This is a genomic window from Cyanobium sp. ULC082, from assembly GCF_977927535.1.
Map to the genome: position 1 here is coordinate 399,022 of NZ_OZ376397.1, position 14,100 is coordinate 413,121.

A 14,100-nucleotide genomic window follows, 5' to 3' on the forward strand; every position below is an offset into this window, starting at 1 on the left:
TCAGCTGTCATCGAGCAAGGCTTCGGCGGCCGCCAGGGTGTCGGCCTCGGCGGCCGGTTTGTCCTGGCGCCAGCGCAGGATGCGCGGAAAGCGCACGGCCACGCCGCTGCGGTGCCGGCCGGAGCGCTGGAGGCCTTCGAAGCCGAGCGTGAACACCTGCAGTGGCTCCACCGCCCGCACCGGCCCGAAGCGTTCCGTGGTGTGGCGGCGGATCCAGCGATCGAGCGCCGTGATCTCGGCATCATCCAGACCGGAATAGGCCTTGGCGAAGGTCACCAGCTGGCGCGGGCTGGCCTCTGCACCTGCCGCTTCCGGCGTTGCTGTGGTCCACAGCCCGAAGGTGTAATCGGTGAACAGGTTGGCGCGGCGGCCACTGCCCGCCTGGGCGTAGAGCAGCACCGCATCGAGCTCCATCGGCGCGAGCTTGTGCTTCCACCAGTGGCCCCGCTTGCGGCCCGCCAGATAGGGCGAATCCAGCCGTTTGAGCATCAAGCCCTCGGCGCCGGCCTGACGCGCCTGGCTGCGCAGCGACTCCAGCGCCTCCCAGCTCTGGAACGGCAGCTCGTACGAGAGGCGCAGGCGCCCCTTCAGTTCCTCCCCGACGGTTGTCCCCACCGCCGCGCTGAGCTGGCCCAGGGCCTGCAGCCGCGCCGCCAGGGGCTGTTGGCGCAGGTCGCAGCCGCCCTCCTCCAGCAGGTCGTAGGCCACGAAGGCGGCGGGGCAGTCTTGCCGCAGACGGCGGCTGACGCTGCGCCGCCCCAGGCGCCGTTGCAGGGCCGCAAAGCCGAGCGGGCGGTCCGCCTCCGCTTGCCACACGATCACCTCGCCATCAAGCACGGTGCCATCGGGCAAGGCATCGCCCAGGGCCACCAGCTCCGGGAAGCTTTCGTTCACCAGGTCTTCGCCGCGGCTCCAGAGAAAGGTGCTGCCGGCGCGGCGGATCAACTGGCCGCGGATGCCGTCCCATTTCCATTCGGCGCGCCACTGGGCGGGATCGTCCGCCTGCAGACGCTCCGGCTCCAGCGGAGCAGCCAGAAAAAAGGGATAGGGCCGGCTGATCGGCGCGGCCCCATTGCCGGCGGTGGGGCACAGCAGGGCGGTGAAGGCAGCGGCACTGGGCTCGAAGCCACCCATCAGCCGATGGGCCACCTCCGCCTCCTCCAGCTGGCTCATCACGGCCAGGGCGCGCGTGACCAGGCCGGTGGACACGCCCACCCGGAAGCCGCCACTCAGCAGCTTGTTGAAGACGAACACCTGCTGTGGCGGCAGCGCCGCCCAGATCTGCAGCACCGCCTGCGCCTGCTCCTCGTTCGCCAGCGCCGCCAGCGCCGGCAGCCGCTCCGCCATCCACACCGACAGCGGCAGCTCCAGTGGTTCAGCGGCCTGCAGCTCCAGCTGGGGCAACAGCAAGGTGATTGTTTCCGCCGAATCCCCTACCTGGGCGTGGCAGGCCTCGAACAGCCAGTCCGGCAGGGCCGCTGCTCCCTGACAGATCTCCCGCAAGCGCCGCCCGGTGAGCAGCCGCCGGCGCCGCTTGCCGAGCAGCAGCTGCAGGGCCCAGGCCGCATCGGCCGCCGGTGCCTCGCGGAAGTAGGCCGCCAGCGCCGCCACGCGCGCCTTGGTGCCCGTGCTCTGGTCCAGGCACTCATAAAGGTGGCAGAAGGCGTGCATCGGATCGGGTCAATCCGGACGGGGCGGAAGACGGAACAGAACACAGGTTCGGGTTGTCCATAACCTGGCGACTGAAGAGCCCGGTTCATCTTCAGGGTTTCGCTCCGTTCTGCGGGACTCGCTGGCCTGAGCTGAGAGGCAGGCCGATCTGCTTGAACAGTGTGATAGTTGATTTCTTCGGGTCGAAGCGTTGCAAAATTTGATCGTCTGTCTCGTCGAAGGCCTTGCAGTCGAAGGGTGATCTGGGCTGGTCAGCGCTCGCCGAGCAGAGCTGGAGCATCGGCATCCCATCGTCGGGCTCTTGCAGGCCCCAGGTAATCCGCTGACCGCGGAACAGTCCTTCGGGTCGCCGCGTCAGCAGCGGCATGATTACCCTAAGTTCTGCCGCCGCATAGCCCCTGGGGATGCGCACAAGGATTGTGCGACTCACGGAACCCCCAGGATCGATGAATTCGTCGTCAAACAACCGCCCGACGGCCAGCAACCGTCCTGGAAGGCTGATTACGCCGCGTTCGGCGTGCTGCAGCCCGACACGCTGAAGCGCAAGGACAGATTCCTGTTGGAAGCCAGTACTGCCGGGCACCGTCGCTGCAGGGCGAGATTCCCTTGTGATGCTGCTAAGGGACCACACATTGCTCAGGAGATAAACGCGTCGGCTGCTGGAATTGCTTCCCTTCAGATCGAGGGTCATCTCCAGACCTTCGGCTGTGGCGGGGCGATCGGAAACTGGCGTGAGGGAGGCCTCCAGGTTGAGGTGGGCGGGTTGCCAAGAGGGCACCAGGATGTCTTTCCAGACGAAGGTGTAGACCCCCCATGCGGCGGCAATCAGGATGCCACCGGAGCGGATCCATTCGTGCAGTACTTCGGAGCGCATCCATTGAGGCAATCGCAGAGAGGCCCCTGTCGGAGCCGCTCCCCGGCATTCCCTTTTTTGGGACCCCTTTACCCCTCGAGGTGAGCAGATCTGGGTAATCCGGCTTCACTCAGCGAGTTGTGCGGGAGGTGCTGATCGTGCGCGGGCAGGGCTTGCTCGGCCTCGGCTGACACTGGCTATTGATCGCGGCCATGAGGCTGCTGTGAGCCCGATCCGGGGGCGGAAGCTGCTCGATCTGTTGGAGCAGAGCGGGATCGGGGACAGAGCTCTGAGCCAGAGCCGCCATCTCGATGCTGGAGCAGGAGGTGGTGCCCGTGGCCCCAAGCCCGGACAGGAAGGCGTACCCTCTCTGGCTGGCGGTACCCACGGTACTGCTGTAGCGATCGCCGTAGGCCGCGCGAGCTGTGTTCAGCAAAGGTGTGGCATCCCCTGTGGACTGAATATCAGGACTTGCGCCGAGCAAGATCCCTCCCAGGCAGTTCGCCTGGAGAGTTCTAAGGGGCGTGGGCTGAGAGGTGCCTTCATCTGCCGGAAGTAGCCGTTCGGCCAGGGCCATAGCGATCCAGTAAGACACCTCGGAGCTTGCACCAAGCCGGAATGGAATGCGGGTGACGTCGGCGAGGAGATCCCTGTCGAGAAGCACCTCGTCATTCTTTGCACAATATGCAGCTGTTGGAGCCGGCCGGCGAGGTGGTGCCTTGGGGTTGCAAACCCCATCCACTGAGGCGCCTAGAGAAAGCAGACTGACCGCCGGGAATGGCATTGTAGCTGTCATGGGATCGGCCAACCAGGCTTGATGCAACCGCCCGCTTGCTGCGATGATGGCAGACTCCATGTCCATTTCGGCCGCAGAACTGGCGGTAGAAGAGAGGATGAGGGCCACCGTTGCCCAAAGGAGCTGCCGTATGACATTAGGGCTTTGAACCCACGGGCCGACCATGGCATAAAGAAAGCTTCAAGGCTAAGTATGCAGCTCTTCAGACTCCCGCGCGCTTATGACGCAAATATGGATCACCACCCCGTCATGGGCCTCCAATCGCCGATGAGTTGGAATGCTCCCCACACTCGGATGTCGTTGTAGGTGGAGTTTTTGTGGTCGCGAAACTCCGCCTGGGTGTTGCGGAGAGCATCAGCCCGACCCTCTCCAGCCTTTAGGCGGCTGTAAAACCTCTCCATGAAACGTACGATAAGTCCGTCGTCCACTTTCCAAAGGCTGAGGAGGGTGGAGCGGGCGCCCGCCACCGCCAGTGAACGCTGCAATCCATAAACACCTTCTCCGCTGCGCACGTCCCCTTGGCCCGTCTCGCAGGCCGAGAGGGTCACCAGTTCGGTGCCATCCAGATCCATGCCGGTGGCTTCCGCCGCCGTGAGGTAGCCGTCATCGGCCGGATCAGCTTCGGGTTGGTTGGCACCGGCGAACACAAGGCCACTGCGTTGCAGTGGGTCGCCTGCTGTTAGGGCTGTGATTGGCGATCCTGAGTTGCCTACGTCTGCTGCCAGGGCTTGATCGGCCAGGAAAAAGCCATGGGTGGCGATGTGGAGGATGCGCGGTGCCTTCAGCTGCAGCACCAGGGTGGAGGTGGCCTCGGGTCCGCTGATCACGGAATTGAGACGCAGTAGCGGGGCAAGTGCGCGAGCCTCATGCTCTGTGCCCGCCAGGGGCTGCCAAGGGTTGACATGTCGCACGCCTGGCGAGCGTTGTTGGGCGACTTGCTGGCGACCCCTAACAGGGCTCGTGTTGGGAGTGTTGGGCCCTTCGGACGACTTGGTGGTGGCGTTGAAATCTGGGTTGGCGAATAGCATTGCCGGCCCGCCCGTCTTGGCAGGTTGCTGGAGCCGTAGCAGATCTCGTCCAGTAGTAAGCAACCGCAACAACTTCATGTCTCCCAGGATGGGCCCATCGGCTGTCGTCCAGGGCAGCGCCGCGAATGGCAGCCGGTTCAGTTCCCCATCCAGAGACACAAACAGCTCCCGAACCTCCTGCAGTTCTTCCTGCAAAGGCGCCAGCACAAGCCGGCTCACCACCGCTAGTTTCTCCGGGGCCTCCGCTTGGCGCCTGGGATCGGCGCTAGCTGTTAGGGCTGCCGTCACGGCCGCGTCAATCGGCGCCGCTTCCCCTAACGGAATGGCCCGGGTTGAACCGTCGGGTTTGAGCAGAAGGGCGAGGTAGCGGGAAGATCCCCATTGCTCCCTACCAGGGCTGCTGCCGGAATAGGACTCGTACCGCTGAAACTCCACCAGCAGACCTCGAGTTGCCATTGTCTTGAGAGCAGACGCGATCTGAGTGGGCTCCACTAGGGCGGATTGAATTTGAGGCAATTGGTTATAGAGCTGCTGTTCCAGCTCTTCTTTGCGGGCCAGAAGCTGTTGCCGCTCCTCCTCCCTCGCGGCGACGCTGGCCAATTGGACGTTGAGTGCCTTGATCTGTTCAACTAGAGGCTGCAAGGAGCCACTTCTCGACAGCAGGGACTGGCTGCGCTGGAGGTCCTGTAGCAGTCCATGCCGGTTCAACCTGGTAAAAATGGCCTGTTGGGCTCCGGCCTCACCGGCACCTGCCGTGGAGAAGGGGATCTGCCAGCGATTGCCAAAGACCTCCAGCAGCTGCTTGCGCCGGCCTTCTGGCAGTAGCGGCAGCTCCCTCTGCAGGTAGCTCACCTCGGTGCTCACGCTCTCGTGAAGAAGCTGAAGAGCGGCCGGCATTTTGCCGAGTGCTATTGAGAGGGTGGCAAGGTTGTTCAGGGATCTGGCCAGATCGCTTTGGAAGGCGGGGTTGGTCTTCGCTAGTACGCGGTGCATTCCCACCGCTTCCTGCGTGGGCGCCAGCGCCTCTTGTCGGCGGCCCAGGTCGCTGTACTGGATGCCGAGGTTGCTTAGGGAGGTGGCCAGATCACCCAGGAAGGCGGGGTTGGTCTTTGCCAGCTCACGGCCCCCTCTGCCAGGAAAGTTGACGCCTCTCCATCTCGACCATTTCCACCACCAGGGGGCCTGATGGAACCGATCAATGCGCCCTTACAGCGAGGCTGTCAAAGCTGATGTCCGCCGGCGGATGGGGCCTCCCCATCGCCAGAGCGTGACGGAGATCGCCCAGGAGCTGGGCATCCACGTGATCACCCTCTACAAATGGCGCAAGGCCTGGCGTCTGCAGGGGGAGGTGGTGCCGGCTACCCAGAAGGACCCCGAGGGTTGGGGCCCAACTGACAAGTTCACGGTGGTCCTGGAGACTGCTGGGTTCAACGCCACCGAACTCGGCGCTTACTGCCGCGAGCGGGGTCTGTTCCCCGAGCAGGTGGATCGCTGGCGCCAGGCCGCCCAGGATGCCAACGCACAGCCGCTGGTGACGATGGCCGAGCAGAAGGACCTGGAGAAGCGCCACCAGGCCGATCAGCGGGAGATCAAGCGGCTGCAGCAGGAGCTGCGCCGCAAGGACAAGGCCCTGGCGGAGGCGGCGGCGCTGCTGATGGCCTCAAAAAAGATCCAGGCCTTCTGGGGAGAGGACGGGGGCGACTGACCTCACCGTCTGATCGCCGCAAGGCCCTGGGGATCCTCGAGGCCGGCATGGCCGCGGGCGCACGGGCCCGTGAGGTGGCCGCTTTGCTTGGTGTGGGGCTCACCACCCTGCAGCGCTGGCGGCGTCAGTTCGCTGGTGATGGGGACGGCAGCGATCGCCGCAGAGGAAGCCCCCGCCATGTGGCCCATCGCCTGAGTGAGGAGGAGCGCCAGCGAATTCTGCTCACCTGCAACCAGACGGAATTCGCGGCGCTGCCGCCGGGGCAGATCGTGCCGGTCCTGGCGGATCGGGGCCTCTATATCGGCTCGGAGCGGAGCTTCTACCGGGTGCTCCATGCCCACGGCCAGGCCCACCGCCGCGGGCGGGCCCGTCCGCCCCAAGAGCCCCGTCCGGTGCCACGGCTGCAGGCCAGGGGGCCGAATCAGCTGTGGAGCTGGGACATCACCTACCTGCCCACCAGCGTTCGGGGGGTGTGGCTGTACCTCTATCTGGTGATCGACGTCTGGAGTCGCAAGGTGGTGGCCTGGGATGTGGCCGAGCGGGAAGACGCCCAGATCGCCGCTGATCTGGTCGGCCGTGGCTGTCTGCGGGAGCGGATCAGTAAGGGCCGCCGCCAGCCGCTGGTCCTCCATGCCGACAACGGCAACGCCATGCGCGCTGCCACCCTGGAAGCCCGGCTGGAGGAGCTGGGGGTGCTCAGATCCTTCTCCAGGCCCAGGGTCAGCAACGACAATCCCTACTCGGAGTCGCTGTTCCGAACGGTCAAGTACCGACCGGACTACCCCAGGCGGCCATTCCAAAGCAAGGACGACGCCTGCGCCTGGGTGGCCACGTTCGTGAGCTGGTACAACCACCAGCACCGCCACAGCGCCATCCGATTCGTGACGCCCCACCAGCGCCACAGCGGTCAGGCCGAGGAAATCTGCCGCCACCGTTCCCGCGTCTATGAGCAGGCCCGGCAGTGTCACCCCCGCCGCTGGAGCCGCTCCACCCGCAGCTGGCATCAACCGGAGGTGGTCTGGATCAATCCACCGCCTCCAGAAAACGCCAACGGTCCGGCTACTTTGTCGATCGCCGTCTGATTGGCGGCAGGGGCGTCATCTTTTCTGGCAGTCACCGCGGCGGATTCCCACTGCTTGCAGCGTTGGTGAAAACGCTTCCTCGCGGCGGCCCATCTCGCTGAACCGGCCGCCAAGGTTGCTCAGGGAGGTGGCTAGATCGCCCAGAAAAGCGGGATTGGTCTTCGCTAGCTTGTTGTGAATCCCTACTGCTTCCTGCGTGGGGGCTAGCGCCTCCTGCCGGCGACCCAGTTCGCCGTACAGGATGCCGAGGTTGCTCAGGGAGGTGGCCAGATCGCCAAGGAAAGCGAGGTTGGTCTTCGCTATTTCGCGGTGTTTTTCCACCGCTTCCTGCGTGGGCGCTAGAGCCTCCTGTCGGCGGCCCAGCTCGCTGTACAGGATGCCTAGGTTGCTTAGGGAGGTGGCCAGATCACGCAGGTACGAGGGGTTGGTCATTGCCAGCTCGCGCCGGATGCCAACAGCTTCCTGTGTGAGCGCCAACGCCTCCTGTCGGCGGCCAAGCTCGCTGTATTGGATGCCGAGGTTGCTGAGGGAGGTGGCCACATCACCCAGAAAAACCGGGTTGGTCTTTGCCAGCTCTCGGCGGATCCCTATTGCTTCCTGCGTGGCCACCAGCGCCTCCTGGCGGCGGGCCAGATTGCCGTACTGGATGCCGAGGTTGCTGAGGGATCTGGCCAGGTCACCCAGGAAGGCGGGGTTGGTCTTCGCCAGCTCGCGACGGATCTCCACCGCTTCCAGCGTGGGTGCGAGCGCCTCCTGCCGGTGGCCCAGCTCGCTATACCGGCCCCCCAGGTTGTTCAGAGATCCGGCCAGATCGCGCAGGAATTCAGGATTGTTTTTCCCCAGTTCCCGGTAAATCTCCACCGCTTCATGCGTCGGCACAAGGGCTTACTGCTGGCGGCCCAAGTTGCTGAACTGGATTCCTAGATTGTTCAAAGCGTCGGCAAGATAGTTCAGGATTGCGGGGCTGCTGATTGGAAGCTTGCGCAAAATACTCACCGCTTCTTCTGTCTGTGCCAAAGCCTCCTGCCTTTGACCAGCTATCCCGAGAATTACCCCATAATTGATAAGGCTCTGGGCATGAAACAGGTCCACCTTGGGCAGGTTCCCTTGCACCCAACGCAGCACCTGCTGCATCAACCTCACCGCTTCCGTCGCATTGCCCTTTCTAGCGGCTTCCTGTGATGTATCGAACCAGCGCTGTAACTCCGCGGGAATCGCTTTTGCTTTCGTCAGAGGAGTCCCTTGAGCCAGCAAGCTGGCCACTGTCTTTATGCTGGAGGACGTCTCCGCTCGGGCTATGCTGATCTTATTCAGCCAGCCGAACCCCAGCAGTAACACTGTCCATAGTAATGATTGGCGGCGCAATGCAGCACGTCGAGCTTGGTTGGATGGCACGCAGGGCGATTGCATCGGTGATCCTTGCAGTCCCACCCATTGTTACTGACCCAGCGCAGAACCGATGTGCTTTCTTTGGGTCATGATTCTCGGCTTAGAAGGCTGTTGAAGCCCGAGCTCCTCATCGAGACAAATAACTTCCTGTCAGGCATCCAACCCCCGCTCCGCTGCGAAGTCGCCCAGCGGCTCGGCGCTGATGCCTTCCACCTCGCGCAGGTAGCGGGCCAGCACGTCGTCCTGGCCGTGGGTCACATACACCTGGCGGGCCTGGCTCTGGCGCACGGTGCTGAGCAGGCCGTTCCAGTCGGCATGGTCGCTGAGCACGAAGCCGCGCTCGTAGCCGCGCCGCCGCCGGGCACCGCGCACTGCCATCCAGCCGCTCACGAAGCCCGTCTGGGGTGCCTTGAACCGCTTCATCCACACCGAGCGGTGCGCCGACGGTGGCGCCAGCACCAACCGGCCCGCCAACGGCTCGCTGCGGGGCAGCTCACTCACGGGCCGGGTGGGCGGCATGGCGATGCCCTGCTCGCGGTAGGGGGCCATCAGGGTCTGCACGGCGCCGTGCAGCAGCACCTCTTCGCTCAGGCCCAGCTGGTGCAGCTCCGCCAGCAGGCGCTGCGCCTTGCCGAAGGCATAACAGAACAGAATCGAGGGGCGCTCCGGGGCACCCTTCCACCAGGTGGCGATCTCGGCGGCCACCTCCTGGCCCGGCCGCCAGCGGTACACCGGCAGGCCGAAGGTGGCCTCGGTGATCAGCACATCGGCGTGCACCGGCTCGAACGGCACGCAGCTGGGATCGGCATCGCGCTTGTAATCGCCGCTGATCAGCCAGGTTTCACCACCGGCGCTGATCCGCACCTGGGCCGAACCCAGCACGTGGCCGGCGCTGTGAAACGACACGGTGGCCTCACCGAGGCGCAGCTCCTGGCCATAGGCCACGCCGTGCAGCGTGATCGCCTGTCCCAGCCGCTGGCGCAGCACCCCCTCGCTGCTGGCCACCGCCCAGTATTCGCCACTGCCGGGCCGGGCGTGATCGGCGTGGGCGTGGGTGAGCAGGGCGCGCGGCACCGGCCGCCAGGGGTCGATCCAGGCGCCCGCGGCTGGGCAGTAGAGCCCCTGGGGGGTGTGCTGGATCAGGGCGCCCGGCGGCAGCAAGGGTCCTGGCTCAGCGGCTCATCTCCAGCATGCGCTGGATCGGCAGCAGTGCCCGGAGGCGCAGCGCTTCATCGAGCTCGATCGCCGGCTCCAGGTTGGCGAGGCACTGCCACAGCTTTTCGAGCGTGTTCAGCCGCATGTAGGGGCAGGCATTGCAGCTGCAGCCGTCCTGCCCGGGCACCTCATAAAAGGTTTTGTGGGGCAGCTTCAGGCGCATCTGGTGCAGGATGCCCGGCTCGGTGAGCACGATGAAAGCCGTGGCGTCGCTGGTTTCGGCGCGCTGCAGCAGCTTGCTGGTGGAACCGATGAAATCGGCCAGATCCAGCATGTTGGGCAGGCATTCCGGGTGGGCGATCACTTCGGCGCCGGGATGATCGAGCCGCAGCTTCAGCAGCGCCTGCTCACTGAAGGTTTCGTGCACGATGCAGCTGCCCGGCCAGAGGGTGAGTTCACGGCCGCTCTGGCGCGCCACCCAGCGGCCCAGGTTCTGATCCGGCGCGAACAGGATCGGCCGATCGGCCGGCAGCTGCTGCACCAGGCTCACGGCGTTGCTGCTGGTGCAGATCAGGTCGCTCTGCGCCTTCACCGCCGCCGAACAGTTGATGTAGCTCACCACGTAGTGGTGGGGGTGCTGGGCGCGGAAGGCGGCGAAAGCCTCGGCAGGGCAGGCATCGGCCAGGGAACAGCCCGCATCGAGATCGGGCAGCAGCACCGTTTTGCCCGGGTTGAGGATCTTGGCGGTTTCCGCCATGAAGCGAACCCCGCAGAACACGATCACCTCGGCGTCGGTGCTGGCGGCGCGGCGGGAGAGTTCGAGTGAATCGCCGATGAAATCAGCGATGTCCTGGATGTCAGCGTTCTGGTAGTAGTGCGCCAGGATCACGGCGTTACGCTCGCGCCGCAGGGTCTCGATCGCCGCTGCCAGCTGATGGCGTGGTGGTGGGGCCGTTGAACGGGCCGTTGGAATCGAGAGGGTTGGTGGAGCCGCGAAAACCAATCGGGGCCTCAATTGCGGCAGGATGCATCCAGCCTAGGGATTTGTGACGGCCCCGATTCGCCTTGCCATTGCCGGGGATCTGCACGGGCAGTGGGATCGGGAGGACGTGGCCCTGCTGCGCGTCCTGGCTCCTGATGCGGTTCTGGTGGTCGGTGATCTGAGCGATGGCCAGGAGCGGATCGCCGCCAGCCTGGCCAACGTGGAGCAGCCCCTGGCCTGCATTCTCGGCAACCATGACACCGGCAAGGACGACAGCGGCCGCAAGCTGCAGCGCCAGATCGACCTGCTCGGCAACCGCCATTGCGGTTGGCGGCGCTGTGACCTTCGTCCACCCGGTCTGGCCGTGGTGGGGGGGCGCCCGGCCAGTGCCGGTGGCGGTTATCGCCTTTCGATGGGGGTGAAGGCGCTGTGGGGGCCGGTCAGCTCGGAGGAGTCGGCGGGGCGGATCGCCGCCGCGGCGCTCGGGGCGGATCCGCTGATGCCGCTGGTGCTGCTGGCCCATTCCGGTCCGAGCGGACTGGGCAGCGAAGCCCATGACCCCTGCGGCCGCGACTGGAAGTCGCCGGCCCGCGACTGGGGAGACATGGATCTGGCCCTGGCGATCGATCGCATCCAGCGGCAGCGGCCGTTGCCGCTGGTGGCGTTCGGCCACATGCACCACCAGTTGCGGCGCGGCCGGGGTGAGCGGCGCAGCTTCGTGGTGGATCGGCGCGGCACCGCCTATCTCAATGCCGCCTGTGTGCCCCGCCACGGCATGGATGCCCAGGGACGGCAACTGCGCCACTTCTCCTGGGTGGAGCTGGATGGTCACCGGCTCGTGCATGCCAGTCACCGTTGGTACAGCCCCCAGGGGCGCCTGCTCTACGAGCAGACGCTGGTGGAGCAGGCCCAGGCCGTGCCGTGCTGATCTACGCCTGTGTCAGTGGCCACGGCTATGGCCATGGCTCGCGGGTGGCTTCGGTGCTGCTGGCCCTGGCGGCGCGGCAGCCCCACTGGCGGCTGGTGATCTCCTCTTCCCTGTCGGCCGAGTTCCTCTCCGGCGCCTTCGGGGCCGTGCCCTTCGAGCATCGCCGCTGCGGCTGGGATGTGGGCGCCGTCCAGGCCAATGCCCTCGGCATCGACGCCCCCGCCACCCTGCTGGCCCTGGCGGAGCTGGAGCGGCGGCTGCCGGATCAGATCGCCGCCGAGGCCAGCTGGTTGGCGGAGCAGGGCGGCCGGGCCCTGCTGCTGGGGGATGTGCCGCCGGCCGCCGCCAGCCTGGCGGCGGCGGCCGGGCTGCCCCTGGTCTGGATGGGCAACTTCGGCTGGGACGACATCTACGCCCCGATGGGCGGCGCTTTTCTGGCCTGGGCGGACCATTGCCGCTCCCTCTACCGGCGGGGCGACCACCTGATTCGCTGCCCTTTCTCGCTGGCGATGGACTGGGACCTGCCGCAGACCCGGGTCGGGCTGACAGCGGCGGCTCCCCGGCTGGATCCCGACTTGCTGCGCGAGCAGCTCGCCCTGCCGGAGCAACGGCAGCGCTGCGTTCTGGTGAGTTTCGGCGGCATGGGCTTCCCGCTCAGTCCAGGACTGTTCGATCGCTGGCCTCACTGGTGCTTCCTCAGCTCCGACCCCGGTAGCGCCACTGCCCCCAACGTGCGCCTGCTGCCCCCCGGGGTGCGCCCCCTGGAGCTGATGCCCCTGTGCGGGCGGATGATCAGCAAGGCCGGCTACAGCAGTTTCTGCGAGGCGCTCAGCCATGGGCTGGGCATCCATCTGGTGGAGCGCCAGGGTTTTGCCGAGGCGGCCGTGATGGAGTGGGAGCTGCAGCGCTGCGGCCCGCACCGGTTGCTGAGCCAGGCCCAGTTGCTTGCCGGCGACTGGCAGCTCGACCTTCCTCTGCTCCCGGCCAGCGGGGCGGCCCTGGAGCTGGGCGGGGCCGAACGGGCGGCTGAGGCGATTGAGAAGGTCGCGGCCCTGGCGTGCTGAATGGCGCTGCCACCCGGCGGCGCAGCCCTTCTGGTGTGATAGGCAACAGATCTAATCACACCAATCAGTAGTTCTGATCATCGGCAATGATGCCAGGCTGAGCATCAGAAATCCTTGTGACTGGCAGTGATGTGATCCTGGTGTGCCAGTTCTGATAATGAGTGGACGGTTGTGCGACTGTCACTTATCACAAGTTGAACGGGGGGATCTTTTGAGAAATTACCGCTGATTCAAGCCCGCCGCGATGTATCCATCCATCTCTCCGACGAGCCCACCAGTTTTCATTCCTCCTCTCTCTGTCTGTTGAGCTTGCGCGTTGAGCTTGCTCCTTGAGCGGATTGTTTGTTGCCCTGTTCGCTGATCAGTCTGAATTCCTGCTCAACAGGACCTCTGTTCAGCCCGATTTCTCTCGGCTCGGATCATCGGCCCTCGTTGGGTCGGTCTCGATCTTCTTTGCAGCATCCTGCAGCCTACCCGCGCTGAGTTTCTGTTTGGCTCGGGCATCCAGATCAGGCTTCATTCATCCGATTCCTCATTCATCCAGCCCTGATTCTTTTGTCGCCACGGCGACATCAACAGGCTTTTTTGTACGGCATGGTCCACGGGGTTGATCCTCGGGGATTCGGCCCACCGATCCGGCCCAGTGGCCCCTTCGACCCGTCCCTTCCCCCACCAGCAACGGTTTGCGCACCTTTTTCTCCCATTCCCTCAAGCTGCTCCTCCCTGCAGTGCTGTTCGGCCTGATGGGGCCTGCCCAGGCTTCCGTCTGGGACACCATCCGCCGCAACACCACTCCCAACGATTCCCTCGAACCCAACTCCGTCGCCGTGGTGGCGCCCGAGGAAGCGGTGGATCAACCCCGTTCCTTCGCGATCACTCCGGAGCGACGCGCCCTGCTCAACACGATCCGTTTCGCTGAGGGCACCTGGGCCAACGGCCACGATCAGGGTTACTGGATTCTGTTCGGCGGCTCCCTGATGGCCTCCCTGGATCGCCATCCCAACCGGGTGATGCGCACCACGGGCTATGCCAGTGCCGCCGCCGGGGCCTACCAGTTCATGCCTCCCACCTGGGCGATCGCCAGCAACAGGCTGGGTCTTCAGGGGTTCGGCCCGGATGTGCAGGACCAGGCGGCGATCTTCCTGATTCGCCATCGGGGCGCCCTTCACCTGGCCGATCGTGGCGAGATGACACCGGAACTGGCCGCCCGGCTGGCGCCCGAGTGGGCCTCCTTCCCCACCCTGGCCGGCCGCAGCTTCTATGGCCAGCCGGTGAAGCGTTTCGCCGAGCTCAAGCGTTTTTATGAGGCCAACCTGGCCAGCCTGCGGGCTGGCCTGAACAGCCGCCGCGCTGAAATCGCCAGCGCTCCCAAACCCCGCTCCGAGAGCTGCGAGCCCGGTTCCCTGGCCTGTGCCCTTCAGGAGGCCAGCCTCGCCACCCCCTGACC

Annotated in this window: 10 protein-coding genes and 2 pseudogenes; 4 read left to right on the forward strand and 8 right to left on the reverse strand. The window is 65.4% G+C overall.

Annotated features, from left to right (window positions below; translation table 11 throughout):
- The 4 genes and pseudogenes from ACXMDY_RS02135 to ACXMDY_RS02150 all read right to left on the reverse strand — a co-directional run.
- A complete protein-coding gene (locus ACXMDY_RS02135; protein WP_457767288.1) occupies positions 1 to 1,671 on the reverse strand; it encodes an ATP-dependent DNA ligase in 1,671 nt (556 codons plus the stop codon).
- Positions 1,672 to 1,762: 91 nt separating this feature from the next.
- Positions 1,763 to 2,545, reverse strand: coding sequence for a hypothetical protein (locus ACXMDY_RS02140; RefSeq protein ID WP_457767289.1), 783 nt, complete (start codon positions 2,543 to 2,545; stop codon positions 1,763 to 1,765).
- A 1,011-nt stretch (positions 2,546 to 3,556) separates the two neighbouring features.
- Positions 3,557 to 5,212, reverse strand: a complete 1,656-nt coding sequence (locus tag ACXMDY_RS02145; protein ID WP_457767290.1) for a CHAT domain-containing protein — start codon at positions 5,210 to 5,212, stop codon at positions 3,557 to 3,559.
- A gap of 6 nt (positions 5,213 to 5,218) precedes the next feature.
- Positions 5,219 to 5,548: pseudogene (locus ACXMDY_RS02150) on the reverse strand (tetratricopeptide repeat protein); the annotation flags it as partial.
- Between ACXMDY_RS02150 and ACXMDY_RS02155 the strand changes: the two are divergent.
- Positions 5,547 to 7,135: pseudogene (locus ACXMDY_RS02155) on the forward strand (IS3 family transposase). The pseudogenes ACXMDY_RS02150 and ACXMDY_RS02155 sit on opposite strands and share 2 nt — an antisense overlap.
- Positions 7,136 to 7,150: 15 nt before the next feature.
- Here the strand turns inward: ACXMDY_RS02155 and ACXMDY_RS02160 are convergent.
- The 4 genes from ACXMDY_RS02160 to nadA form a co-directional block, all read right to left on the reverse strand.
- Entirely contained in the window at positions 7,151 to 7,996 is an 846-nt protein-coding gene (locus tag ACXMDY_RS02160) for a tetratricopeptide repeat protein (protein WP_457767291.1), read from the reverse strand.
- A 24-nt stretch (positions 7,997 to 8,020) separates the two neighbouring features.
- Positions 8,021 to 8,545 (reverse strand): hypothetical protein, encoded by a 525-nt coding sequence (locus ACXMDY_RS02165; protein WP_457767292.1) that lies wholly within the window; start codon positions 8,543 to 8,545, stop codon positions 8,021 to 8,023.
- Between the two features lie 129 nt (positions 8,546 to 8,674).
- Complete coding sequence (locus ACXMDY_RS02170; protein ID WP_457767575.1) at positions 8,675 to 9,667, reverse strand: ligase-associated DNA damage response exonuclease; 993 nt, start codon at positions 9,665 to 9,667, stop codon at positions 8,675 to 8,677.
- 28 nt (positions 9,668 to 9,695) lie between these two features.
- Positions 9,696 to 10,652, reverse strand: a complete 957-nt coding sequence (gene nadA / locus ACXMDY_RS02175; RefSeq protein ID WP_457767576.1) for a quinolinate synthase NadA — start codon at positions 10,650 to 10,652, stop codon at positions 9,696 to 9,698.
- A 73-nt stretch (positions 10,653 to 10,725) separates the two neighbouring features.
- Here nadA and ACXMDY_RS02180 point away from each other — a divergent pair, with 73 nt between their 5' ends.
- From ACXMDY_RS02180 to ACXMDY_RS02190, 3 genes are all read left to right on the forward strand, one after another.
- The gene (locus ACXMDY_RS02180; RefSeq protein WP_457767293.1) at positions 10,726 to 11,589 is read left to right on the forward strand and encodes a TIGR04168 family protein; all 864 of its coding nucleotides are present in this window, start codon (positions 10,726 to 10,728) and stop codon (positions 11,587 to 11,589) included.
- Positions 11,583 to 12,653: a hypothetical protein gene (locus ACXMDY_RS02185; RefSeq protein WP_457767294.1), complete on the forward strand. Its 1,071-nt coding sequence runs from the start codon at positions 11,583 to 11,585 to the stop codon at positions 12,651 to 12,653. The genes ACXMDY_RS02180 and ACXMDY_RS02185 overlap by 7 nt, the downstream gene beginning before the upstream one ends.
- A gap of 683 nt (positions 12,654 to 13,336) precedes the next feature.
- Positions 13,337 to 14,098 carry a glycoside hydrolase family 24 protein gene (locus ACXMDY_RS02190; RefSeq protein ID WP_259727451.1) on the forward strand — a complete coding sequence of 254 codons (762 nt, stop codon included), beginning with the start codon at positions 13,337 to 13,339 and terminating at the stop codon, positions 14,096 to 14,098.
- Positions 14,099 to 14,100: the final 2 nt, after the last annotated feature.